The organism is Bdellovibrio bacteriovorus HD100 (assembly GCF_000196175.1).
In the GTDB taxonomy this organism is placed as follows: Bacteria; Bdellovibrionota; Bdellovibrionia; order Bdellovibrionales; family Bdellovibrionaceae; genus Bdellovibrio; species Bdellovibrio bacteriovorus.
In genome coordinates, this window is sequence record NC_005363.1 from 2,108,610 (window position 1) to 2,132,320 (window position 23,711).

The 23,711-nt window shown below is 51.0% G+C and carries 21 protein-coding genes; 9 read left to right on the plus strand and 12 right to left on the minus strand.

Translation table 11 applies throughout. From position 1 onward, the window contains the following. Positions 1-18: 18 nt before the first annotated feature. From BD_RS10105 to BD_RS10120, 4 genes are all read right to left on the minus strand, one after another. Positions 19-1,005 (minus strand): hypothetical protein, encoded by a 987-nt coding sequence (locus BD_RS10105; RefSeq protein WP_011164646.1) that lies wholly within the window; start codon positions 1,003-1,005, stop codon positions 19-21. Then, the gene (locus BD_RS10110) at positions 1,002-1,463 is read right to left on the minus strand and encodes a hypothetical protein (protein ID WP_011164647.1); all 462 of its coding nucleotides are present in this window, start codon (positions 1,461-1,463) and stop codon (positions 1,002-1,004) included. Before BD_RS10110 ends, BD_RS10105 begins: the two co-directional genes overlap by 4 nt. Beyond that, complete coding sequence (locus tag BD_RS10115) at positions 1,463-4,450, minus strand: hypothetical protein (RefSeq protein WP_011164648.1); 2,988 nt, start codon at positions 4,448-4,450, stop codon at positions 1,463-1,465. Before BD_RS10115 ends, BD_RS10110 begins: the two co-directional genes overlap by 1 nt. 227 nt (positions 4,451-4,677) lie before the next feature. Beyond that, positions 4,678-5,610, minus strand: a complete 933-nt coding sequence (locus BD_RS10120) for a cation diffusion facilitator family transporter (protein ID WP_011164649.1) — start codon at positions 5,608-5,610, stop codon at positions 4,678-4,680. Positions 5,611-5,699: 89 nt separating this feature from the next. Here BD_RS10120 and BD_RS10125 point away from each other — a divergent pair, with 89 nt between their 5' ends. Next, complete coding sequence (locus BD_RS10125) at positions 5,700-6,608, plus strand: COX15/CtaA family protein (RefSeq protein ID WP_011164650.1); 909 nt, start codon at positions 5,700-5,702, stop codon at positions 6,606-6,608. Here BD_RS10125 and BD_RS10130 read toward each other — a convergent pair. Further along, on the minus strand, positions 6,601-7,218 hold the full coding sequence (locus BD_RS10130; RefSeq protein ID WP_011164651.1) for an LON peptidase substrate-binding domain-containing protein: 618 nt from the start codon (positions 7,216-7,218) through the stop codon (positions 6,601-6,603). The two genes, BD_RS10125 and BD_RS10130, sit on opposite strands and share 8 nt — an antisense overlap. Positions 7,219-7,297: 79 nt before the next feature. Here BD_RS10130 and BD_RS10135 point away from each other — a divergent pair, with 79 nt between their 5' ends. Then, positions 7,298-7,687, plus strand: coding sequence for a thiol-disulfide oxidoreductase DCC family protein (locus BD_RS10135; RefSeq protein WP_231839125.1), 390 nt, complete (start codon positions 7,298-7,300; stop codon positions 7,685-7,687). Here BD_RS10135 and BD_RS10140 read toward each other — a convergent pair. After that, a complete protein-coding gene (locus tag BD_RS10140) occupies positions 7,672-8,091 on the minus strand; it encodes a (deoxy)nucleoside triphosphate pyrophosphohydrolase (protein ID WP_011164653.1) in 420 nt (139 codons plus the stop codon). The two genes, BD_RS10135 and BD_RS10140, sit on opposite strands and share 16 nt — an antisense overlap. A gap of 149 nt (positions 8,092-8,240) precedes the next feature. Here BD_RS10140 and BD_RS10145 point away from each other — a divergent pair, with 149 nt between their 5' ends. The 3 genes from BD_RS10145 to BD_RS10155 are packed head-to-tail and all read left to right on the plus strand — an operon-like array spanning position 8,241 to position 11,825. Beyond that, on the plus strand, positions 8,241-9,848 hold the full coding sequence (locus BD_RS10145) for a Na/Pi cotransporter family protein (RefSeq protein ID WP_011164654.1): 1,608 nt from the start codon (positions 8,241-8,243) through the stop codon (positions 9,846-9,848). Then, entirely contained in the window at positions 9,845-10,192 is a 348-nt protein-coding gene (locus BD_RS10150; RefSeq protein ID WP_080559001.1) for a DMT family protein, read from the plus strand. The genes BD_RS10145 and BD_RS10150 overlap by 4 nt, the downstream gene beginning before the upstream one ends. A gap of 43 nt (positions 10,193-10,235) precedes the next feature. Further along, positions 10,236-11,825 carry a hypothetical protein gene (locus BD_RS10155; protein WP_011164656.1) on the plus strand — a complete coding sequence of 530 codons (1,590 nt, stop codon included), beginning with the start codon at positions 10,236-10,238 and terminating at the stop codon, positions 11,823-11,825. Between the two features lie 69 nt (positions 11,826-11,894). Here the strand turns inward: BD_RS10155 and BD_RS10160 are convergent, their stop codons facing one another. Further along, positions 11,895-14,069: a heavy metal translocating P-type ATPase gene (locus tag BD_RS10160; protein WP_011164657.1), complete on the minus strand. Its 2,175-nt coding sequence runs from the start codon at positions 14,067-14,069 to the stop codon at positions 11,895-11,897. 6 nt (positions 14,070-14,075) lie between these two features. Beyond that, a complete protein-coding gene (locus BD_RS10165) occupies positions 14,076-14,357 on the minus strand; it encodes a metal-sensitive transcriptional regulator (RefSeq protein ID WP_011164658.1) in 282 nt (93 codons plus the stop codon). 143 nt (positions 14,358-14,500) lie between these two features. On the opposite strand from BD_RS10165, the gene BD_RS10170 reads away from it, so the two are divergent. The 4 genes from BD_RS10170 to BD_RS10185 are packed head-to-tail and all read left to right on the plus strand — an operon-like array spanning position 14,501 to position 19,686. Beyond that, positions 14,501-17,626 (plus strand): efflux RND transporter permease subunit, encoded by a 3,126-nt coding sequence (locus tag BD_RS10170; RefSeq protein ID WP_041583554.1) that lies wholly within the window; start codon positions 14,501-14,503, stop codon positions 17,624-17,626. Beyond that, the gene (locus BD_RS10175; protein WP_011164660.1) at positions 17,623-18,021 is read left to right on the plus strand and encodes a hypothetical protein; all 399 of its coding nucleotides are present in this window, start codon (positions 17,623-17,625) and stop codon (positions 18,019-18,021) included. The genes BD_RS10170 and BD_RS10175 overlap by 4 nt, the downstream gene beginning before the upstream one ends. 11 nt (positions 18,022-18,032) lie before the next feature. Next, positions 18,033-19,247: a TolC family protein gene (locus BD_RS10180; protein WP_011164661.1), complete on the plus strand. Its 1,215-nt coding sequence runs from the start codon at positions 18,033-18,035 to the stop codon at positions 19,245-19,247. A gap of 10 nt (positions 19,248-19,257) precedes the next feature. Next, positions 19,258-19,686, plus strand: coding sequence for a hypothetical protein (locus tag BD_RS10185; protein ID WP_011164662.1), 429 nt, complete (start codon positions 19,258-19,260; stop codon positions 19,684-19,686). Positions 19,687-19,768: 82 nt separating this feature from the next. On the opposite strand, the gene BD_RS10190 is transcribed toward BD_RS10185, so the two are convergent. From BD_RS10190 to secF, 4 genes are read right to left on the minus strand one after another with little or no spacing between them, the layout of a single operon-like run. Next, positions 19,769-20,338 (minus strand): DUF366 family protein, encoded by a 570-nt coding sequence (locus BD_RS10190; RefSeq protein WP_038449502.1) that lies wholly within the window; start codon positions 20,336-20,338, stop codon positions 19,769-19,771. 5 nt (positions 20,339-20,343) lie between these two features. Next, positions 20,344-21,039 carry a 7-cyano-7-deazaguanine synthase QueC gene (queC, locus tag BD_RS10195; RefSeq protein ID WP_011164664.1) on the minus strand — a complete coding sequence of 232 codons (696 nt, stop codon included), beginning with the start codon at positions 21,037-21,039 and terminating at the stop codon, positions 20,344-20,346. Beyond that, positions 21,036-22,763: a single-stranded-DNA-specific exonuclease RecJ gene (gene recJ, locus BD_RS10200; RefSeq protein ID WP_011164665.1), complete on the minus strand. Its 1,728-nt coding sequence runs from the start codon at positions 22,761-22,763 to the stop codon at positions 21,036-21,038. Before recJ ends, queC begins: the two co-directional genes overlap by 4 nt. Positions 22,764-22,772: 9 nt before the next feature. Beyond that, complete coding sequence (gene secF / locus BD_RS10205; RefSeq protein WP_011164666.1) at positions 22,773-23,711, minus strand: protein translocase subunit SecF; 939 nt, start codon at positions 23,709-23,711, stop codon at positions 22,773-22,775.

The following is a 23,711-nucleotide window of genomic DNA, read 5'->3' on the forward strand; positions in this document are numbered from 1 at the left end:
ATTTCCCCCAAACACCAACTACAGACTTGCCGTCGTCGTTGTATTAACTTTCTTAACTTTAAAATAAATCATTCTTTTCAGAATCGAGTCGCGGCGAAGGCTTAACTCCTCCACCCGGTCCGCCAGCAGAACCGGAGTTCCCCAACCCCCGCCCGCATAGGCCACCTTGTACAGTCGCGCCATGCGCTTGCTGCTGCCGGTGTCCTTCATTTCTTCCAGATAGTACTTGATCAGATGAACCGCCCGCAGACGGATCAGGCTCTGGCCACCACCGATGGAAGGTGCCCGGCGCAGGAAAAGATCCGCTGAAGCCATATATTCGTCAGTCTCTGGATGTTTCATGTTCACAAGTGAACTGATACTGGAGTCTGAGACCGTCGTTATGCCATAGACCGTTCCCACATAAATAGGACTGCGAGGAGGCACCTGCATGTTTGGCACCCCGCCGACCAGCGGGCGCAGGCGGGCTGGGGTATCCAGCATCACCGTGCGACCGTTGCTCCACATGGCGGGTCTTTGTGAAGCGACCTTGTCTTTGTAATTCAGGCCTTTAAACTCAAGACTTGCCGCCACGTTGAAGTCGTCCGGAGCCGGCCCCACTTCATAAGCCAGCACAGGGTCATAAACCAAGACACCGCCTGCCGCTACATCCTGGGTCATGATCACAAACTCTTTTCGTCCGGTGAGCTTCAGTGTGACTTCCCGTTCAAGACCATTTTTTATGGCATTGGCAGGAACATCCGGGTAGTAGTCAAAGAACTTCTTGCCGGAGTCATCCAGCACCGTGAGGTTGTTGTAGGATGGGTCGACGTTATTGAAGTCACCAAACAGAATACGCTCTGCCAGCTTGGTGTCGATGGAATCTTCAAGATCCTTCGTCATCTTGACCTGGTCCCGGGTGACAGACAGTTGCGTCGTCACCACAACACTGGTCAGAATGGCCACCAGGCCCACGCCGATCACTAGTTCGACTGCGGTTAAACCGCGATTGTTTAAGTTCTTCATTTTGCACTCACCACGAAATGATAGTCTTTAAAGGCTTCACCCTTTTCGATCCAGGACTTGTGAGTCACACGCAATGTGACTTTATAAAGACCCCGAAACTCAGGATACGGCTGGATCACATAGCCATAGGTGCCCGCACAGGTGCCACAGTCCTTGCGCAAAGCGACCTTCCCGTTATCCCAGGCCATCGGCAGTGTTTCCGGATTTAAAAGTTCAGAAACACTGCGGTTGGAGTCATAGTTGATTTGATAGTTTTCAACGCCCGACTTGATGTTTTCGGCGATGTCATTGACCTGCTTGTCCGTAGAGGACAGCAGCAGGGTGTTTTTGGTGGTGTTTCTCAGGGAAACCATGCCGCCAACAAAGGTCAGCCCCACCATCGTGATCAAACCAAAGCCCACAATGGCTTCAACAATGGTCTGACCTTTTTGATTTCTGATCACGTTCTGCATTTTCATTAGATACCTCCCTCACGGGATTGTTCCACCACGAAGAAACGCACCAGTCGGCGCTTACAGGTTGTATTCGATGCTGTGGTTCCAGCGGCAATACCACAGTCTGGATCCACCGCCGTCCACTGGAACGGATCGGCTTTGGCACGCAGACTGATGGTATTACAGTTCATACGGTCCGCCACCGCTTTGATGGACGGGATCGGATGCCAGATCGGTTCGTTGTTTGTGGCATTGCAATCCGCCCCGCTAAAGGAGCGCAGAATACGCGGACTTCCCGCCGCCCGCAGTTCACGCGTGGCCTGCGGATGATAAACACTGCTCCAGTTGATCCCGGCCTTGATTGCCGACGGATCAATTTTCATACGCCCCACAATAAAGGTGCCGATGATTCTCAATGGAGCACTGCGCTTCTCAATGATCAGTTCGTCACAGGTCATGAAACCCGTCACAAAGGTGGAGCTGGCCTTGATCACGCACTTACCGACGATGGATCGAACCTGGAAGGTCGCATTATTGATAGTCATGTTGTCAAACTCAAAGGCCGACAGGGCCGGATCAGACTTGATAGTACTGCCACTGTCACCGGCAAAGTTCCAGGAGGTGCGTGCCGTTGCGGCAAAGCTCACATCCCAACCGGCACCGCCAAAGGCCGCTGACGTCATCGTGCCGTAGGCCTTTGAACACTCGGTCATCATTTGTTCAAGGTCGTTGGTTTCAGCCAGCTGAACCGCAGAGCCTCCGGATGGTGTTCGAGAAATGGCTCCTGGGAAATTCAGCTGGGTTTTGCTGCTATTAAAAGTCATGTTGATATAACCCATCAACTTGGTGTTGACGTTGTTGGGATCAATCGGGTTGCTTTTATAATAAGTACTGTCGTAAGCCAGAACCCCCAGGAAGGGCTCGGAGTAGTTCCCGTTCTTGTCGATCATGTTCTGAACATTTGTGGCACTGATGTCCAAGTCCAGTTTGTCGAAGTAATAGGATTTACTGGCACGAGAAACCTCCACCACAATTTTTGGCGGATTGGTCTTCTGCAGCTCATAGGTGTTTAATGCCGTCTTATCAGTGTCCAGCTGCTTTGATGCCAGATTCACAACTGAGGATTGCGCAGGGATCTTGTTGTTTTCAAGATCACTGATGAGCTTTTTCAGATCACTGATCGCTTTTTCAAGCTCCGCCACCAGCTTCTCATCACGATAGTCAATTGTAGTCCCGCCAGTGCCAGTGCTGCCTGTACCTGTACCTGTTCCCGCGGTTTCGGTGCCTGAGTCTTCAACTTTGGTTTCTGTTTCCAGTTTCTCCACAGTCTTGGTGCCGGACTCAGTGCCGGTACCGGTACCAGTTCCAGTGCCCGTGCCACTTTCAGTGGACGTGGGCTTCACTGGTTTTGCCATTTCTTCTGCCAGGTCTGCCTGCTTGTCTTTTAAATCCGCACGATAGGCGGTCAAATTTTTTGTCAGGTCGGTTTCTGCCTTCACGGCCGCATCATAGGTGGCCTGGGAAGTTTTGATTTTGTTTCTAAGTGAGGTCTCAAAAGCGGCTGATCCCACTTCCGGTGTGAACGTCACCGTCCCCGAACGTGGTACCTGAACTTCAACCGTGCGGTCACCGACCGCCATGATAAGCTTCACCACCGCATCATTGTAATCAGCGGCATCCACAACCACCTTGCCGTTGCCCCATTTGGTTTTATCAACCGTCAGCGCGTTACTTTGACGGCTGAAATAGTTCCAATTGGAAAGATACAGGCGATAGTCGGCACTGTTGTAGCCGGAATCCAGCATGCGCGCACCCAGTTCCGATTTATAGATACTGGTCACGTCCGCCTGCTTCTGACTCATGTCCTGACACATTTGCATCAGCGTTTTATCAACATTCACACTCTTGTTTTTATCCGCAAGATAAATCAGGCCCGCATCCAGACCACCGTCATTCTCAACCCCCTTCAGGAAGCCCCCGAAAGTGCGAACGTCAGCCCAGAAGCGATCCCCCATTTGACCGGAGTTTCTTGGTGAATACTTGCCCTTGGCCGTCATGATGTCACCGTTACCCATATATACACGGTCAGCAAACGTGACTCCGGCATAATTGATCGAATCCGGCGTCGCATCGTCAGCAGCTTCGTCCGTTGGCAGATAGATGTTGCGGTTCACAAACACCGGACTTTGGAAAACCAAACCGGAGCTGCCCGCAAGCTCTTTGCGGCTGGTGAACTTATGCAAAGCCACGTCCCCGGCATTCATAGTCGAATCCCAGGCGCGGTCCATATACAAATCCTGAGGAATCAGCAAAGCAAATGAACCCACCTCGCGTGGATAGATGACGATCTGAGATCTCAGGGTCAGCTCTTTGTTGCCCACCTTGATAGGGGTGACATTGCCCAGCGAGTCCACCAGATCCGCACGGGCATCGACGTACACTTCACGACCGGCCTTCGGCAGGTTGATGCTTTCATTGCGTGTCAGGGTCACTCGCACTGCGGCCACCTTGACCACTTCACCCTTGTCATTGCGAACCGATTTCAAACTGTTAAGCACCGGGAAAAGCGGATGTGAGGTCGTCGCCTTATCCACTTCCAACAGGCGCACGATTGTCTTCAAACGGATTTTATTCTGAGTCAAAGCGCCGGCTTCCATCGGACCGACGTTCTTTCCATCACTCACCAGCTGGCGAATGAAATTCTCCTGCTCGGTGGACATGATCAGACGCTCAACACTTCCCGTGTGCGCCAGATTACACTCTGCCCCCAGGTCATTCATCAGCAAGTTGTCATTGGAAAAACAGTACTTCTGACGGACTCCGAAGATGACGTAATCCATGGCGCTGTTCAAGGCGAATCGCAGGTTTACGACATTGGAGGTCTTACTGACCTGCTGCCTTTGCCCGATCACGTAATTGGTTAAAAAGTAAAAAGACGTGCTCATCACCGCGGTGGCCGCGAGGATTTGCAGCAATATATTACCTTTGGTGTTACGTACCGAATTCAGCATATAAATGGTTCCTTATTTTCTAGGCCCGTACCTTTATCGGTAATTATGTGAAAAAACTGATGGAAATCGCAAAGTTTTATGAATTTGAAATGTAGCTTCGTCTCACTCTGAAGCGAAGTGTGCCGACTGTGGAAAGAAGTGATTCCAAATCTGACTCAGACAGAGATTCGGAAAAAGAAAAGCCCGGCAGTGCCGGGCTTAAAAATATGTTTCATTTATAAACAGTCTTAGTGGTGTTCCGGATCCGCGCAGTTCGTGCCGTCAGATTCTGTTTCGATGGTGGCTTCGATAATACCAAAATCACGCACTCTTTTTTTGACCTGATTTTTGACTTTTTCAATATCCACAGGGCCGGCACTGCCGGCCACAACCACGTGTCCGGTAAAGATGTGATTTTCTCCGTCCAAAGACCACAAATGCGCATGGTGCACGCCGACAACATGCTCCACTTCCAGTATGGCCTTTTCAACATCCAGCACCTGAATATGACTTGGTGATGCCATCAAAAATACCTTCAATGCCTCGCGCAGATTGCGAACCACATTGTACAGAATCCACGCTGCCAGAACGATCGCCATGCCCGCATCCAACTGTGGCACATCAAAGAACTTCATAACCAGGGCACCGATCAACACCATCACCCAGCCCAGAACATCTTCGATCATATGCCACATCAGCATCTTTTCATTCAAGGATTCACCCTTGGACACACGATATGCGGCAAAACCATTCACCGCCACCCCCAAAAATGCCAGCAGGATCATGCCGTCGGCATGCGGCTGCTGCGGGGCGAACAATCGCGGCACCGCCTCGACCAAAATAAAAATCGAACCCAGCACCAGAATCAATCCGGTGATCACCGCCCCAAGGGTGGAGAAACGACGGTATCCATAGGAAAATTTGCCATCACTTTGTCTGTGCGACACTTTTTCCAGAATGATCGCCAAAAGCATCGCAATGGCATCACCAAAATCATGAAGTGCATCCGACAAAATCGCCACACTGTTCGTCCAAAGACCGCCAATCAGTTCAATCACCGCAAATGTCAGATTCAGCACCAGTGCAAAGGTCATGCGCCCCACAGCCGCGCCGTGGGAGTGGTGATGATGGTGTCCATGGGAATGTGAATGGTGGTGATGCGCGTGCTTGGATTCAGACATAGCTCATTTAACGCTTTTCTGGGATTGGAAGTCAATCGAACAGCCTTGAATTGACCCCCTGATACGGTCGTGATAGTTCAAAAGTCACTATGAAACGCACTCAATACAAGCAATTTGCATTTGGCCTGCTCGTTTACACCCTTCTGGTGATCCTTTGGGGTGCCTGGGTCAGAATTTCTCACTCTGGAGACGGCTGCGGCGACACCTGGCCACTGTGCCATGGGCAACTGATTCCAGAAGCTGAACGTGGAAAAACCTGGGTTGAGTACGGTCACCGTCTGATGTCCGGAATTTACGGCCTGGTGGTGATTTACTTCTGGTGGGTGGCACGCAAGCTTTATCCCAAAGGTCACTATGCCCGCAAAGCCGCTCTGGCCACTTTGATCTTCACCATTTCTGAAGCCCTGCTGGGAGCCAAGCTGGTTTTGTTCGGCCTGGTCACCACAAACGATACACCTTATCGCGCTTTCATCATGGCTTTGCACCAGATCAACTCTTTCCTACTGACCGGATCGGTGGCGCTGACTTATGCGGCGGCCTTGCTGACTGAAGATCTGCGAATTCCAACAACTCAGGATCGTCGCTATCGCCTGATGCCGTGGGTGATTGTCATAATCGGAATCACCGGCGCCTGGGCCTCCCTGTCCAACTCCCTGTTCCCGACGGACAATCTTCTGCAAGGGTTGATGGATGATTTCTCAAGCGAATCCCACTTCCTGGTCCGCCTTCGTGGGTTCCACCCGGTCCTGGCTTTGTTGGGTGGCGGCGGCCTTGCGCTGTTCTTCTGGCTGAAGGCGCAGACCACGGAATCCCAACTGGTGCAGAAACGCTCCGTACAAATGAGTCTGTTGTTAATTGCGGGAATTTTGTTTGGAATTGCGACGCTGCTTCTGCATGCGCCAGTGTGGATGAAAATCGTGCATCTGGCTTTGGCTCACACGATCTGGGTGGTGTTGCTGCAATGGGTGTTCTTCATCCGCAGCAACAAACTTACGTAGTCAGTTCGTTGGACTCCATCAGACGGTGCAGGAAGTGCACCTTCTCGTTGATGTCGTCGTATTCCAGAACCATCTGCTGCAAATCGTAATCACGCACCAGATAGGATGCAAAACTCCCCACAATCTCTTCGGGGTGGGTGAGGTTTCTCATAAAAATATCCCTCTGAGCCGGGTCCGGAATATGCGTCTGGATCCAGCGGGTCAGAATCTTATGCAGGGAATTCAGCTCCAACCTTAGGCTGGGCTCAAGCACGGTTTTTTCTGGAATGATCTGTCCCTCACAAACCATGTACGGAGTCCCTCGATCAAGGACCTTGCCCAGACGTAACTTGCCCTGCCCCTGAATAAAGACCAAAAGGGTCCCGTTCAGGCGCTCTTCGATAATCTGAGCATACCCGTATCCAGCGACCTCACGCACAAAGGGAACGGTCTCTCCTGGACGCACTGGAGTGACTTTAGAAGGATCTTCAATAAACCCCACAGCAATCGGGGTCTGGGTCTCGACAGCTTCCTTGATCATGGAAAGATAACGGGGCTCAAAGATGTTCAGAGGCTTAGTTGTCCTTGGGAACAAGGTCACATTGACTAGAGGAAAAAGAAAGACTTCCATGCGAACACGACTCCTCTTGCTTGAACTTTGATTATAAGGACTGTAGCCTGTAATTGCTATGGAAAAGGTGGATATATCAATGCGAAATGTGGTCTTTTTTGATGGCGTCTGCCACCTTTGCAATGGTTTTGTCGATGCTGTGATCAGCAAGGACAAAAACCACACTTTCCTCTTTGCACCTTTGCAAGGAACGACCGCGGAAGAAGTTCTGAGTGCTCAGGACCGGACCAATCTTGATACAGTGATTTACTTTGAGTCAGGCAAACTTTATTACCGGTCCGCTGCCATTTTGAAGATCCTCACCGGCCTGGGTGGAGCTTACAAACTGTTTGGCCTGGCCTGGATCATCCCCGGCCCCTTGCGGGATGTGCTTTACAAACTGATCGCTAAAAACCGCTATTCCTGGTTTGGTGAACGTGAGTTTTGTCGCCTTCCCACCCCTGCAGAGCGCTCTTATCTTTTGCCGTAACCATTCAGAATCTTCTCTACAAACGGACGATCCGCTGCCGACAGGGACATCACATCAATTTCTTCAGCTCGCTGCCATCTGAAGTCATCATGCTCGGTCAATACCAGATCCTCGCCACCCTTTACTGACGCCCAATACACCCGGAGACGAATGGTCTTGGACGGATAAGCAAAGTCCACTTCACCAATCAGGTCATGCACCCGGATATTGAGGGCCAGCTCCTCGGTGATCTCTCGGGCCAGGGCCTGCTCCGGAGCCTCTCCGGCCTCCACCTTCCCACCCGGGAACTCCCAGAACCCTGCCCCCGACTGATCCGGGCCACGGCGAACCACAAGAATACGCCCCTCGGGGTCTTCCTGTCTTTGAATCACGGCGGCTACAACTAACACCGGCTGCTTGGTCATGAGATTTCCTTCTGTAAGACCAAAGTATATAAGCGGTTTTTGAGTTTTTTAAGGATTTGTTTTACCCTAAGAAAGATTCACGCGCAGTATTGGTGCTTCCTAAATATGAAGCCCCTTGATAACATCAAAGTTTTGAGGGAACACGCATCATGATCGACTCGGGCAACTCGTACTTTATTCTCCTCGTCAGCGGGGTGGCACTCTTCCTTTACGGAATGAGCATGGCCTCCAGCTCTTTGGAGAAACTGATGGCCGGAAAAATCACCGGCCTTTTAAATCATCTTTCGCAAAGTAAATTTCTGGCCATTCTGACCGGGGTGGTGCTGACCACCCTGATGCAAAGCTCGGGGGCGGTGACCTCCATGCTGGTGGGCTTGGGCTCGGCCCGCGTGGTCAACCTGCGCCAGGTGATGGGGGTCATCATCGGCACCGCCATCGGCACCACGCTGACGGTTCAGTTGATCTCTTTGGATCTGACCCAGTACGCCCTGCCGGTGTTCACCCTGGCTTTTGCTTTCTATTTCAAGGCCAAAAAAACAGTCTTCAAAAATCTGTCCCTGGTCTTCATGGGGTTTGGCCTGCTGTTCTTCGGAATGAAGCTGATCTCGATTTCCTCCCACCACTTTGCGGAAAATCCAATGTTGACGGAGGTCTTCCAAAGTCTGCGTGACAATCCGGGTTATTCACTGCTGATCTCAGTCGTGTTCTGCGCCTTCGTACAAAGCTCGGCAGTGACGATTGGTCTGGCGATGAGTTTGGCGACCGTCAAAGCGATCACCTTCTACGATGCGATGTTGTGGGTGTATGGTGCCAATATCGGAACCACTTCCGTGGCCCTGATTGCAGCGGCTGGCGGCAATTACATCGGCCGACAGGTGGCTTGGGCGCACTTCTTCTATAAAACCTTAAGCGTGGTGATCTTCTACCCGTTTACGCAGATCTTTATCGACTTCCTGATGACGTTTGACACCACTCAGACCCGTTCCATCGCCAATGCGCACTTGATCTTCAACGTATTGTCTTCAATCATCTTCTTCCCGTTCATCAACAAGGGTGCCGAGCTGATTGAAAAAATGTTCCCGAAAGCGGCGTCTGAAGAGTTCGGAACCGAGTTCGTGAACATGAACAACTACCAGAGCTCCGCTTTGGCGATCTCTTATGCCAACCGCGAAATCATGCGCACGGCGGACATCGTTCTGGGCATGATCAAGGACTCCATTCGTCTGTTTGAAACGAATGACCCGAAGGACTTTGACTCCATCAAAGACCGCGATAATAAGGTCGACTTCCTGTATCGCGAAACCAAGATGTTCCTTCTGGACCATGCCAACAAGTCCACGACGGTGGTCCACCAAAACGTCATGAACATGATCATGTTCCTCAGTGACGTAGAGCGCGCCGCTGACGCCATCGACATCAACATCCTGGCTTTGGCGATCAAAAAGAACGCACTGAAGCTGGAGTTCTCGGACGAGGGCTGGGCCGAAATTCGCCAGATGCACGAACAAGTGGTGAAAGTGGCGTCCATGGCCATCAATGCCTATCAGAACAAGGAACTGGCCGAAGCCGCTATCCAGCTGAAACGTGATCTGGCCAAAACCGAGATCTCTTTGCGTGAAAACCACATCAGCCGTTTGAACAGAGGTTTAAACACTTCAATCAACACCAGTTCGATCCACTTGGATTTGCTAAGTGAATACCGTCGAATTGCAAGTCTTCTGTGCAACCATGCCTACAATCAAAGGTCCCAGTCATGATGAATAACGCCATTGCCCCGATCGGCCTGCTGATCATCTCCAATATCTTTATGACATTTGCCTGGTACGGGCATTTAAAGACATTGAAGTCTTCCGCCCTGTGGCTGGTGATTCTGATCAGCTGGGGAGTGGCTTTCTTTGAATACGTGTTTCAAGTGCCGGCCAACCGCCTGGGGTCTGACCACTACACTTTGCCTCAACTTAAGATCATCCAGGAAGTCATCACCATGGTGGTCTTTGCAGGTTTTTCGGTTCTCTATATGAAACAGTCCCTGAAGCTGGACTTCCTCTGGGCGGGATTATGCCTGGTTGGAGCGGTTTATTTTATTTTCCGCAATCCTTAGAAATAAATCCCGTTTTTGCCTCATTTTAGGATACGATTAAAGTATGAAGTTCATTTATGTCCTGGAAGATGATGAACGTATCCAGAAGGATCTATTTGAGACCTTAAAAAATATAGATTCCGGGCTTTCTATTCGCTTTTTCCTGAGCCTTGCAGAATTCCATGAATGGCTGAAAATTTCCGTCACTGAGGGCCCCAAAGCACTGGCCACTGGCGGCCGCCGTTTTGCCGACGACACGTCTCCGGATGTGACACCGGCAAACACCCACGAACTGCGTCTGGTGATTGCAAAAAATGAATTCCTGGGCGTACAAAACATGGGTCTGATCAAACGGGCCCGTGAATTCTTCCTGCGCAAGAAAATGTGCTCACCTCAAGAACCCACTGCTCTGATTATTACCGCTTTCGACAGCCCGGATTTTGATATTTCTCTGGCGGAAGAGCGCATTATCAATAATGTGATATTCAAACCCTTCGACAAACTGATTCTGCGCCAGCACCTGGAGTTTGCCCTGTCTGGCCATCACCCGGTCAGCTCCACAGCCGTGGCTTCGATGCAAATCAGCTCTACCATCGAAATGCTGAAGGAAGTTGAACTGCACGGTATTAATGAAATTGGCTTCTCCACTGTAAACAACCACGAGATTCGCATTGGCGCTATGACCAAGTATTACAGTGAATCCTTCACCACCGACCACAAACGTTCCGTACTGGCCTATTGCCATTCCTGCAAAGAGATCTCACCAAAAGAGTTCCTGTGCGAGTTCCTGTTTTTTGGCGCTGACAATCAACAACTCACTCAGATCCGCAAAACCATTCTGACCGACAAGGGCCACACCCTGGAAACAGTGAAAAACACTCTGGGCAACAAAACCCGCATCCTGCTTCTGGATGAAGATGTGCCACTGTCCATTGAAATGAAGACCTTCCTGAGTGAACGATTTGAAAACACCGAGGTCTTCACTTACTCCAACTACGGACAGATGCTGTCAGACCTGGCCAACAAAGAAACCCCGAACCGTCAGGAACTGCCGGCGCAATTTGACATGATCTTTGTGAACTACGCAGACTTTGAAGTTGAAAAGCAGAAAAAATGGGAGCAGATCCAGCAATACCTCAAGGACCGCTGCAAGACCTATAATCTTGAATTCAGCGAGCCTCCGGATCTTTACATGATCTCTCGCAAACGCCTGGTCACCGACGAAGTGAAGGTGTTGTCCACGTGGGTGAAAGAGATCTTCTTCACGCCTCTGGACAAAACCTATATATTTAAAAAGCTGCTAAAAACAAGAACATCACTGGTGAATAAAACCGAAACCACCATCGCCGGCCACAAGGACAACAGCGCCCTGAAAGTGGCAAACCCGGTGGAAATCACGCAGATTTCTGAAGCGGGACTGATCATGAAGTACTACCGCGAAATCAGTATTGGTGCCTTCCGTGAATTCGTCCTGTGGCGCCCCGAAGAGCTGGAAACCCCGGAAATCATCGGCACCGTCAACTACACCGAAAAAGACAAAGGCGGCGGAGACTATTTCCTGAACCACTTCGTCTTCTTCGGAATGAAAGACTACTACCTAAAACACATCCGCCTCTGGCTGCGCGAAGCCTACATCAAAACCAAAGAAAAATAAGTGCCTGGTTGTTTTTTCTGGCAAGCCAGCGTTAAACGCGGCCTAGCCAGAAAAAAGAACCTGGCACCTTTAGATCTTCTTTCTTTTCAGCAACAACGAGTTGCTGACTACAGAGACTGAGCTCATGGCCATGGCGGCACCCGCGATGACAGGATTGAGCATTCCTAATGCGGCCAGTGGGATACCCAGAACGTTATAGATAAAGGCGAAGAACAGGTTCTGGCGGATTTTCTTTAACGTCAGGTGCGAAAGCTGAATGGCTTGCGCCACTGATCTCAGATCGTTTTTCATCAAAGTGACGTCCGCAGTTTCAATGGCAATGTCCGTGCCCGAGGACATCGAGAAACTGACATCGGCCATGGCCAGCGCTGGCGCATCGTTGATCCCATCACCCACCATTGCCACCCGCAGCTTTTTGCGCTTCAAGGTCACAATCACATTGGCTTTGTCGGCTGGCTTCACACTGTGTTTAAAGTCCGTGATGCCCGCCTGACGGGAAATTTCGCGGGCTGTGCCTTCATTATCCCCGGTCAGCATCATCACTTTCACGCCGCGCTTTTGAATTTCGGCAATAGCCTCTTTGGAACTTTCACGAATTCGGTCAGCCACAGCAATATACCCGAGCACGCGGGCTTCATCCGCCAGCACCATCAAAGTCTGGCCCTTGCTCTCGAGCTCTTTCAACAAATCCTGATTCAGAGAAAACTCCGGAGCCACCCAGGCACTTCTTCCCAGCTTCAGGGATTGATTGCCGATTTGCCCTTCAACTCCCTGACCCATCACGCTTTTGAAGTTTTGCACTGTGTGCAGGCTCAGCCCCTCTTTACGGGCTTCTTCCAAAATGGCGTGCGCCAGAGGATGCGAGGACCCGGCTTCAAGGCTTGCAGCGAAAGACAGCACCTGATTGCGATCCTGCCCGGCAGTCACATGAATTTCAGTCACCACGGGTTTTCCCTCGGTGATTGTGCCCGTCTTATCCAAAACCAAGATGTCAATTTTTTCTGCCAGCTCGAGAGCTTTGGCATCGCGGAACAAAACACCGGCCTGCGCCCCCTTGCCAATGCCCACGACCACCGCCGTTGGCGTGGCCAGTCCCAAAGCACATGGACACGCAATCACCAGAACTGACACTGACGAGATCAAGGCCATAGTCAAATCACCGGTCCACAGCCAGGTGCCAATGAAGGTCAAAACACTGATACCCACAACGACCGGCACAAAGACCGCAGAGATCTTATCCGCAAGTCGCTGAATGGGAGCCTTGGATCCCTGGGCGGTCGTCACAATTTTGATGATTTGCGCCAACTGCGTCTTGCTTCCCACTCCTGTGGCCTTGATACGCAGGCTGCCTTCCTGATTCAGCGTTGCCGCATACACCCGGTCATCAATACCTTTTTGTACCGGCATACTTTCCCCGGTCAGCATGGATTCGTCGACCGAAGAAACACCCTGCACCACCAATCCGTCCACGGGAATGGATTCACCATTTTTCACAATCACGATGTCACCGGCAACCAGTTCGGTGATATCCAGGGCAACGACTTCTCCGTTTCTTTCCACCATGGCTTGTTTCGGCTGCAGTCGCAGCAGGCCTTCCACCGCTTCTGAAGTTTTGCCCTTCGCACGGCTTTCCATCAGTTTACCCAGCAGGATCAGGGTGATCACGGCCGTGCTGGCCTCGAAGTAAACGTGATGATGATGCCAGTCCATGACCGTCATCACCGCGCTTAAGCCATAAGCCATCGTAGTTCCCAAAGCCACCAGCACATCCATGTTGGCACTGCCGGATTTCAACGCGTAATAGGAGCCACGATAGAATCTCCAACCAACCCAGAACTGCACCGGCGTGGCCAGAATCCACTGCACCCAGCGCGGGATCATCTCATGCGCGGCCCCGGTCAGCATCATGGCCATCTCGACCAAAAAAGGAGCTGTCAGAATGGCAGAGACAATGAATAGACGCAGCTCTTTACGGTATTCCGCGGCGGCCTCTTCCTTTATCTTTTGTGCATCGACCTCTGAATTCACCTCAAAAGCCTGATATCCGAGCTCCTGGATTGTTTTAATCAGATTTCCCACAGTCAAAGGGCTGTCGCCCAGATTCACCTGGGCCTTTTCAGTCGCAAAATTGACTGTCGCCGTGACTCCCGGCAAACCATTCAATGTCTTTTCAATTTTACCCGCACAATTCACGCAGGACATGCCAATCAATTGCAATTCGGCGCTGTTACCTTGAGTTTCCATAACACCCTACTTACTGACGAGATTCATAATCTCGTCGATTTTTCTTGAGACTTCTTTTTCATCTTTGGATTTAATTGCGGTTTTCACACAACCGTGGACATGGGTCTTCATAATCTCGTTTTCCATCGCCTGCAGGGCTTTGGCTGCCGCCCGGATCTGAAAGACTATGTCAGGACAGTAACGACGCTCTTCAATCATGTTTTGGATGCCATCCAACTGACCGCGGACACGGTTTAAACGCTTTAAATGACCGCTGTGGTCGGGATGCTGGCCGGATTCTTTTTTCATGACACACCTCGATTTCAGTTCCAGTATATACCCCCCTGGGGTATGTATTTCAAGAGGCTCTGGTGAAAAAAATATTTCCTCATGTTGTCACAAGGGCGTATACCCCCTCCTAGTAGGGTGTGCGGAGGCATTAAAGTAGACCTATGCTTGATAGAATTATTAAATACTCTCTGACTCATCGTCTCATTGTGATCGCTGTGGCTGCTTTGATGGTTGCCTATGGAGGCTGGGCCCTGGTGCACCTGCCTGTCGATGTTTTCCCGGATCTGAATCGACCCACAGTAAATATTATGACCGAGGCCCATGGCCTGGCGCCGGAAGAGGTTGAGACTCTTGTCACCTTCCCGCTGGAGACCGCCTTGAATGGCTTGCCGGGTGTGGAGCGGGTTCGCTCGTCATCAGGTGTGGGTTTAAGTGTCATCTATGTTGAGTTCGGATGGGACACAGATATCTATAGAAACCGCCAGATGGTTCAGGAAAAGATCGCCCTGGCCAAAGAGAAGCTGCCTAAAAATATTTCCCCGACTTTGGGGCCCATATCCTCTATTATGGGCGAAATCCAGTTTGTGGGATTAAGCTCGCCGGACAATAAAGTCTCAAGCATGGAGCTGCGCACACTCGCCGACTGGACGCTTCGTCCCCGCCTGATGAGCATTCCCGGTGTTTCCCAAGTCATCTCCATCGGCGGTGGCGTTCGCCAATACCAAATTCTTATTTCCGCCGAAAAGCTGCAAAAACTGCAGCTGACCATGGATGAGGTTGAACACAACCTTTCAGATGTTTCGCAAAACTCCACCGGTGGCTTTATCGATCTTGAAGGACAGGAATTCCTGATTCGCAATATTGGTGCGGTGAAAGAAAAAGAAGAGATCATGAATTCGGTGGTTGGTATGCACTTGGGCCGCCCGGTTCTGGTGAAAGAAATTGCCGATGTCGTTGAAGGCCCCCAGACCAAACGTGGCGATGGCAGCATCAACGGCAAACCCGGCGTGATTCTGACCGTCCAAAAGCAGCCCGGCGCCAACACTCTGGAGCTGACCGAGAAAATCGACGAGGCGTTAAAACAATTCGCCACGACCCTGCCTGAAGGTGTGGAGCTGCAACCCAACCTTTTCAAGCAGTCTTTATTCATTGAAACCGCCATCGACAACGTAAAAATGGCCCTGCGTGACGGGGTCTTCCTGGTCTTCATCGTTCTATTCCTGTTCCTGATGAACTTCCGCACCACTGCGATCACGATGACGGCCATACCGCTGTCCTTCGTATTGACCGCCATTGTATTTAAGTTCTTCGACCTGTCAGTAAACACCATGACCCTTGGAGGCTTGGCGATCGCCATCGGGGAACTGGTGGATGATGCCATTGTGGACGTGGAAAACGTCTATCGTCGCCTGCGCGAAAACAAACTTCTGGCCAATCCGCGAAATTCCCTGGTTGTGATCTATGAGGCGTCTTCCGAGGTTCGTAACTCTATCGTGATTGCGACTTTGATTGTGGTGTTGGTGTTCGTGCCACTATTCAGCATGGGTGGCATCGAAGGCCGTCTGTTTGTTCCGCTGGGAATCTCCTACATCGTTTCATTGCTAGCGTCCATGGTGGTTTCCCTGACTGTGACTCCGGCCCTGTGTTCTTACTTCCTTTCCAAGGGCGAACTGCTTGAACACAAAGATGGTGCTTTGGTGCGCTGGCTGAAAAAACATCAGGAGCAATTGCTTAACAAAACTTTGGACAACCCCAAACCGGTGCTGTGGGCGTCGGGCCTGTTGTTCGCAGGATCAGTTGCGCTGTCCTTGCTTGTGGGACGCGACTTCCTGCCACACTTCAATGAAGGTTCCGCCGTCATCAGCGTCATTGCCCCGCCAGGCATCTCGCTGCCTGAATCCAACAAAATCGGCACCCAGGCCGAGTTGCTTATCATGAAGACACCAGAAGTCATGACCCTCTCTCGCCGCACAGGCCGAGCCGAGCTGGATGAGCACGCCGAAGGCGTCAACACCTCTGAAATCGAAGTGGATTTCAAGGAAAAAGGACGCCCTCGAGAGCAGGTTCTGGAGGAAATACGCAAAAATCTCGAAACCATCCCGAACGTGGGCGTCAACGTGGGGCAACCCATCTCTCATCGACTGGATCACCTGCTTTCCGGCGTCCGCGCACAAATCGCCATCAAAGTCTTTGGACCGGAGCTTTCCACTCTGCGCGCCAAGGGCGCGGAAGTATATCAGGCCATCAAAGACGTTCCGGGCCTGGTTGACCTTCAGGTCGAACAGCAGGTTCTGATTCCACAAGTCAAAATTCACCTCTTGCGTGACGAGGCCGCCCGCTATGGCATCACCGTTGGGGACCTGGCCCAGCTGCTTGAAAAAGCTCTGCAGGGTGAAGTCGTCGGACAAATTCTGGAAGGCCATAAAACTGTTGATGTCTTCATGCGCTTTGATGACAAGTCCCGCACGGATCTGGAGCTGATCAAACGCACGCCGGTGAAAATCATGCCGGATGGAAGCCGCATCACTGTTGAAAAAGTCGCTGACGTGTACGAATCCACGGGCCCCAACATCATCCAGCGTGAAAACGCCCAGCGACGCATTGTCGTTCAGGCCAACTCGACCGATCGTTCTTTGGATGCAATTATTGGCGATATCAAAAAGAACATTGAAACCAAAGTTGAAATGCCCGCCGGATATTATGTCGTGTACGGCGGACAATTCGAAAGTCAGCAGCAGGCCTCTGCCATGATGACTGTCCTGGGGCTGATCTCAATTCTGACGATCTTCCTTATTCTGTATGCGCATTTCAAATCGACGTTTATCTCCATCCAGATCATGCTGAATATCCCCATGGCCTTTATCGGCGGCATCATTGCTATTTATGTCACGGGCGGAACGCTGAGCATTGCCAGCCTGGTGGCCTTCGTCACCCTGTGTGGTATCGCCTCCCGCAACGGTATCATGATGATCTCGCACTATCTGCACCTGATGAAGCACGAGGGCGAAGAGTTCTCCAAGCACATGGTCGTGCGCGGATCACTGGAACGCCTGGTTCCAGTCCTAATGACAGCGCTGACTGCGATCCTGGGCCTGTTGCCTTTGGCACTTTCCCCAGGAGCCCCGGGCCGCGAGATCCTGCATCCGGTGGCCATCGTGATCGTCGGCGGCCTATTAAGCAGCACCTTGCTGGATATGTACCTGACTCCAGCTATTTTCTGGAAGTTTGGTAAAAATTCCGCTTTAAAACATATTGAAGAAACTGAAAAACAAGGAGTCCTTTCATGAAACGCACCCTGAAAAGCCTGATCCTTCTGGCATCTCTGTCACTGTCTCCGCTGGCGCTGGCCCACGAAGGCCATGATGTGCCCGGCACATTGAAAGCCCAGCATGGCGGCATTCCAAAAACCGGAAAGCTGCTCAATATGGAAATGCTGGCGATTGAAAACAAAGTGCAATTCTTCCCGCGCGCTCACGAGGGCGAAAGTGTTGACATTAAAAAGATCAAAATCACCGGCACCGCCAAATCCCCTAAGGGAAAACCGGCGACACTTCAGTTCACACCGACCGCAAATTCATTCGACACGACCGTGGACTTTCAGGGATCCCACCGCGTGAATCTTGAGATCAAGGTCGACTATGAAGGCAAATCCGACACCTTCAAGTTTCTGGTAGAGAAGTAAAAGGAGTTCCTATGAAGTGGCAATGGGGTTTGATCACCCTGTTCTTCAGTCTTAGTGCGACTGCGCAAAATCTGACCAGCCTGCAACAGCAACTGGCCAGCAACAATCCGGAATTGCGCGCAAGCATTGCTCGCCAACAGGCCGGCCAAAGTCAGGTCAAGGCCCAGTGGAGCCCTTTCCTGCCCGAGCTTTCCGCTTCTGCGGGATACGGCAAAGAGAATACTTTGCACGACAAGGACGATGGATACGTTGGCTACCTAAGCGGCCAGTGGAACATCTATCGCGGCGGTCAGGACTGGAAACAGAAAAGCATCGCCACACAAGAAAGCCTCATCGCGGATCTCGATCTCGAGATCACATCCCGCCGTTTGCACCGCGAACTGGGGGAGGCCTACTACGAGGCCCTGCTGAACACGCATTTCATTTCAGTCGACTCAGAAAAGCTGCAATTCCTGCACAACTTGCGCGCCATGGCTCAGAAAAAAATCAATGCCGGCCTGACTTCCAATGTGGATGCCATAGAGCTGGATCTGGAAGAAAGCACCCTGTCAGCTGAGATCGAGACCCATAAGACCGATCTATTGGTCTCCAAAGACAAAATCAAAATCCTGATCAACAGCGACAGCGCGGTTCAACTGACTGCGCAAGAGTCCTTCCCACGCGTCAGTGAGGCTGACTTTTCAAAATCAGAACTCACTCGCAATCCGACCCTGCGAAAGCAAGAGGCCCTGGAGCAAAGCTCGCAGCTTCGTCGCCAGCAAACTCAAAGCGAATACCTTCCCAGCATTGACATCAATGCCCAGTACGGCCGCCTGGTTCCTCAGTATGAAGACCCTTTGAAAGGGACCGAGTCCCGGGTTTCACTTCTGATGACCTGGACTCTTTTCTCTGGGCTTGAAACACGCTTTAAAAGTGCCGCCGCCGCAGACATCGAAAAAGCCCAGGGCTTCGAAAAAGCCGGCACCCGCCTGCAACTGGAGACACAAGTTTCCAGCCTGCGCAACAAGGCCCGCGAACTTTTGCAACTGCGCACGTTACTGGAAAGACGCCAGACACTGACTCAGAAATACTATGACCTGACGCTGTCTGAATACCGCCGTGGTGTTAAAAACTCTGCGGACCTTGCCAGCGCCACCAACAGCCTTTTTGACAACCGCACCCGCCTGCTGGAAGTCCAAAAAGAACTTGCGATCCTGAAACTGAAATTTGACGAACTGACCCTTTAAGGAGAACACCATGAAATTGCTAGCAACTCTTATTCTACTTCCCGCACTGTCCTGGGCCCATGGCGAAGACAAACCGGGCCCTCACGGCGGTCACATTCAAATGCCCGGCGCCTTTCACACTGAAATCACCGTGGACAAAGACCAAAGCGTGCACGTTTATCTGCTGGATATGAACTTTGCAAATCCGACCATCAAAGATTCCTCTGTGGCTGTGACCGCAAAGAATAAAAAGTCCGAAATAAAATACACCTGCTCCGTGATGGGCAATGACCACTATCACTGCATCCCGAATGGAAAAGTCCCGGCCAAAACGAATTTGATTGTTCAAGCAACAAGAGAAAAAGCCGTAGGCAACGAAGCCGTTTACAAACTGCCTCTACCAGCCTTCAAAGAATCGAAAAAGGAATCCAAAAAAGAAGACCACTCCCACCACCACTAAGCAAAAACGTGCTGGGCCTAGGCGGCTCAAAAAGACCCAGATGCAAGGCGGAGGCGAAGTCAGATGGGCCTTTTTCAGCCGCCTAAGGGACGGGGCGGACTTTTTGGGTGGCTATGGTAATGGATTCGAATTCGCGACGGAACAGGGACATCAGGTCTTCAGCCACGCGCACTGGATCCAATTGCAGATCCTGCAAAGACAGGGTTTCAACCGGAGTGCCCTTGTTGGTGACGTTCATCGCGAAGTGAACCATCACGGACACTGGCGAACGAGTCGCAATGCTGATGCTAAGTTTTTTGGTATCCAGATAGATATCATCGCCGTCACGGCGAACTGATTTGCCGGTCAGAAGACCCTTCCCGTGAGTCTGCACATAGTCTTTCGCAATCGAAGCAAACAGGCGCTGCAAAGCCACGCCTGAAAATAAATCCCTGTCAAAGACCTCGATAATAAAATGAAGCATTTCATCGGACTGGATCACCGCTTTTTCAAGCAGATCCTCACCATCCACCATGTGATCAAATGGGATAGAACAAGCCCCCACCCACGACACAATGGAGGGCCCCAGAATTCCATGATCCAGATACGCAAACAAAGAACGTAGCTGGGAACCGTCATAGGCAAATTTCTTTTCAATAAATGAAGTTTCCATCCGCACTACTCCTTAAAAAGATGTTTCACATCAATGTTGGCTGAAGCAAAAGCCCGTTTGGAACGAAGACAGGATTCACACTGCCCGCACCACTTGTCACCCGAGAAGTAACAAGGCCAGATCAGCTCCCAGGGAACTTTCAGGCCCTGCCCCAGGCGAACGATATCCGGCTTTTTCAAGTGAGCCGTATAACAGCCCACCGTCACGTGATTGGACGTGGAATACCACAGGGACTTAGTCGCTTGTTCCAAAAATTCACGGGAATTGTCCGGGAAGGTGGCAGCCTCTTCGGCATTAAATCCCGGGATCACGGCATCGGCACCCAATGCTTCGGCGTAAGCCGCTGCGATATTCAAAAAAATCCCATTGCGATTGGGAACCCAGACCGACTTGGCCGTCTCTTCAGATTTTTGCTGATTGTCGATTTCAACGGCAGATCCCGTGGGAACGGCCTGATCCTCGACCAGCAAAGAAGACTTGTTAAAATCCTTGAACCACGGAAGCTCGACAACTTTATGCGGAATCCCCAGATGCTTGGCGATGTTCGCCGAAGCTTCCAGTTCTTTCTTGGCGGCGCGCTGACCGTAATTGAAAGTCAAAGCCAGAACAATTTCATGATGGTGTTTGATAGCCTCGTAAGCGTTCACCGTCGAGTCCAAACCCGCCGACAAAAGCACTACGACCTTTTTGTTTTTTTTCATGTGGCTGCCTTTAAATCCCGAATAAGAATCTGAACTGTCTTTTGCCCGGCAAAATAGTTCCACTGCAGTTCACCCAGAACATGGTAGAACCCTGGCACATTCGTCAAGGTATCCAGCTGGCGCGGTGTCGGCGTGAACAACAAAGCTTCCGCGGAAGCCCCGCCATCGGCATCAGCAATCTTCAATCGAAGATGACCGCCCTTCAGCTCGCGCTTGGACAAAACCTGAACATTGGTAAAATGAATCAAAGGAATCGAGAACCCCGCCCCGAACGGACCGACGAAATCATACCACTTCATCAGAGCTTCGCTGACTTCGGAAAGCCCGGCTTCAACATCATAGAAGATTTCAAGCGGTTTTGGCTTTTCGCGCAAATCCGAGAAATGATCCGCTAGTTTCCCCACGAAAGTGGAAACCTTGGTTTCAGCAATTTCAAAACCCGCCGCGGCCGAGTGACCTCCGAAACGACTGAGCAATTCCTGCGCCGAAGACATCGCTTCCACCAGGCAGGCTTCCTGACCTTGTGGCAAACGGGCACTGCCCACGATCATGCCATCATCACCCACCGCACCCACAAAGGCCGGTTTGTTATAGACTTGGGTCAGCTTGGTCGCGATCAATCCAAGAACGCCTCGATGGAAATTTCTGGAAGCCACAAAGACGAAATCCTGATGAGGCCAGCCTTGAAGTAATTGTTGAGCTTCAGCTTCCGCATCCCCCTGCAACTGCACGCGGGTGGAATTATTCTTCATCACTTGTCGAACCATATCGCGGGCTTGGCTTGGATCATCCAACAGGAATATATCAATCGGAAGAATGCCGGATTCCATGCGCGAAAGCGCATTCAGTTTTGGAGCAAAACGAATTGCCACATCCTGACTGGTCAATGGGCGTCCGGTCAGATCCAATTCTTCAAGCAATGCTCGAAGTCCGGCGCGCTTGGTTTCAGCCAGCTTCACCAGGCCGTGTTTTACCAGCACGCGGTTGTCATCCACCAGCGGAACCATGTCTGTCAGAGTGCCAATGGTAAAGTAATCTAGTACCTCTTTTAAATCCCAATTGTTTTTAGGCAGTTGTGGATGATCGTGGAAGTGACGTTTCAATCCACGCAAAAGATAGAAGGCAACACCGGCACCACAAAGATAACCCAATCCCGACGGACAATCGCCTTGATTGGGATTCACCACCACAAAGGCAGAAGGAATGGTATCGGCAGGCAAATGGTGGTCGGTCAGAATAACATCCACACCCAGTTCATTGGCTTTATCAATCGCCGCGTGCGCGGTGATACCAACGTCTACAGTGATGATCAGACTGACACCTTGCTTTTTCAGTTCTTCCACAGCATGGGCATGGAAGCCGTAACCTTCAGCCAGACGTTTGGGCTGATAGTGCAAAACATCGGGGAAACCCAAGGCCAGCATGCCGGTTTTCAGCAACGCCAGACCGGAAGTTCCATCCAGATCGAAGTCAGCATAGATGCAGATTTTTTCTTTATTCAGGTACGCCTGACCCAGGCGCTCAAGAGCTTGAGACATCCCCTTAAGTACAAGAGGATCTTTCAAATCAGCGAGCTTCGGGAAAAGAAGCTTCTCAACATGGGAAGCTTCGGCAAAACCGCGGGCTGCAAGAACCTTCGTGATGAGCTTCGGCCATTGCCCCTCGACATTCGAGGGGATGACTGGCTCATTTTCAGATTCCCGCAGCGTCCACAAAGGATTCATGAAAAACCCTTAAGCCGCTTTAGCTTTTTTGAACTGGAGCTTGTCCATCAAAAGTACGAAAGGAGCCGCTACGTAGATAGAAGAGTAAGTACCGAAGAAGATACCAACACAGATAGAGAACGCGATGTCTTCAACTGTGCCATCAGCAAAGATGTAAAGGCAAAGAGCAGATACGAAAGTGGTCCCGGACGTGATCAAAGTACGCACCAACATTTCGTTGATGGACTTGTTGATAACGAACTTAAAGCCCTTGTCGTGGTTACCAGTGTCAACCTCACGAATACGGTCAAATACGACGATGGTGTCATTCAGAGAGAAACCAATCAGTGTCATGATCGCAGCCAGGATGGACACATTCACTTCTTTACCAACAAGAACGAAGACCGCCAAAGTGATCACCGCATCGTGGAACAAGCAAAGCACTGCGCCCGGAGCGAACTTGTAGTCAAAACGAAGTGCCACGTAGATCAGGATCACCAGCAAGCAATAGAAGACTGCCAGCAAACCGTTACGCTTCAACTCTGCCCCCACTTGAGGACCCACAGTATCAATACGACGGATGTCCGGATTGGAAGCAACAAACTTTTCTGCAATGATACCACGAACCTTACCCAAGTCCGCATTCAGGATTTCATTGGTTTCTTTGTCCGTTTTACCTTCACGGCCCTGGAAACGAATGATGAATTCGTTGCCTTCACCGAAAGATTGAACACCCACTTCACCCAAATCCAAACCCGCGACAGAATCACGAACCTGATCAATGGTCACACCCTGGTCAAACTTCACCTGGATCTCAGTACCACCTTTAAAGTCGATACCGTAGCTGATGCCGTGAACTGCAAGATAAATCAAAGAAGCAACAACCAGGACCAGGGACACGCCCCCGAAGAACCAGGCTTTACCGACGAAATCAAAACGTCCAAAGGATTCTGTATTTTTATTAGACAT

Bases quoted from the DNA above. Each gene is read 5' to 3' on its own strand.
- BD_RS10105 (WP_011164646.1), bottom strand. From the start codon at position 1,005: ATGAAGAACTTAAACAATCGCGGTTTAACCGCAGTCGAACTAGTGATC.
- BD_RS10110 (WP_011164647.1), bottom strand. From the start codon at position 1,463: ATGAAAATGCAGAACGTGATCAGAAATCAAAAAGGTCAGACCATTGTT.
- BD_RS10115 (WP_011164648.1), bottom strand. From the start codon at position 4,450: ATGCTGAATTCGGTACGTAACACCAAAGGTAATATATTGCTGCAAATC.
- BD_RS10120 (WP_011164649.1), bottom strand. From the start codon at position 5,610: ATGTCTGAATCCAAGCACGCGCATCACCACCATTCACATTCCCATGGA.
- BD_RS10125 (WP_011164650.1), top strand. From the start codon at position 5,700: ATGAAACGCACTCAATACAAGCAATTTGCATTTGGCCTGCTCGTTTAC.
- BD_RS10130 (WP_011164651.1), bottom strand. From the start codon at position 7,218: ATGGAAGTCTTTCTTTTTCCTCTAGTCAATGTGACCTTGTTCCCAAGG.
- BD_RS10135 (WP_231839125.1), top strand. From the start codon at position 7,298: ATGCGAAATGTGGTCTTTTTTGATGGCGTCTGCCACCTTTGCAATGGT.
- BD_RS10140 (WP_011164653.1), bottom strand. From the start codon at position 8,091: ATGACCAAGCAGCCGGTGTTAGTTGTAGCCGCCGTGATTCAAAGACAG.
- BD_RS10145 (WP_011164654.1), top strand. From the start codon at position 8,241: ATGATCGACTCGGGCAACTCGTACTTTATTCTCCTCGTCAGCGGGGTG.
- BD_RS10150 (WP_080559001.1), top strand. From the start codon at position 9,845: ATGATGAATAACGCCATTGCCCCGATCGGCCTGCTGATCATCTCCAAT.
- BD_RS10155 (WP_011164656.1), top strand. From the start codon at position 10,236: ATGAAGTTCATTTATGTCCTGGAAGATGATGAACGTATCCAGAAGGAT.
- BD_RS10160 (WP_011164657.1), bottom strand. From the start codon at position 14,069: ATGGAAACTCAAGGTAACAGCGCCGAATTGCAATTGATTGGCATGTCC.
- BD_RS10165 (WP_011164658.1), bottom strand. From the start codon at position 14,357: ATGAAAAAAGAATCCGGCCAGCATCCCGACCACAGCGGTCATTTAAAG.
- BD_RS10170 (WP_041583554.1), top strand. From the start codon at position 14,501: ATGCTTGATAGAATTATTAAATACTCTCTGACTCATCGTCTCATTGTG.
- BD_RS10175 (WP_011164660.1), top strand. From the start codon at position 17,623: ATGAAACGCACCCTGAAAAGCCTGATCCTTCTGGCATCTCTGTCACTG.
- BD_RS10180 (WP_011164661.1), top strand. From the start codon at position 18,033: ATGAAGTGGCAATGGGGTTTGATCACCCTGTTCTTCAGTCTTAGTGCG.
- BD_RS10185 (WP_011164662.1), top strand. From the start codon at position 19,258: ATGAAATTGCTAGCAACTCTTATTCTACTTCCCGCACTGTCCTGGGCC.
- BD_RS10190 (WP_038449502.1), bottom strand. From the start codon at position 20,338: ATGGAAACTTCATTTATTGAAAAGAAATTTGCCTATGACGGTTCCCAG.
- queC (WP_011164664.1), bottom strand. From the start codon at position 21,039: ATGAAAAAAAACAAAAAGGTCGTAGTGCTTTTGTCGGCGGGTTTGGAC.
- recJ (WP_011164665.1), bottom strand. From the start codon at position 22,763: ATGAATCCTTTGTGGACGCTGCGGGAATCTGAAAATGAGCCAGTCATC.
- secF (WP_011164666.1), bottom strand. From the start codon at position 23,711: ATGTCTAATAAAAATACAGAATCCTTTGGACGTTTTGATTTCGTCGGT.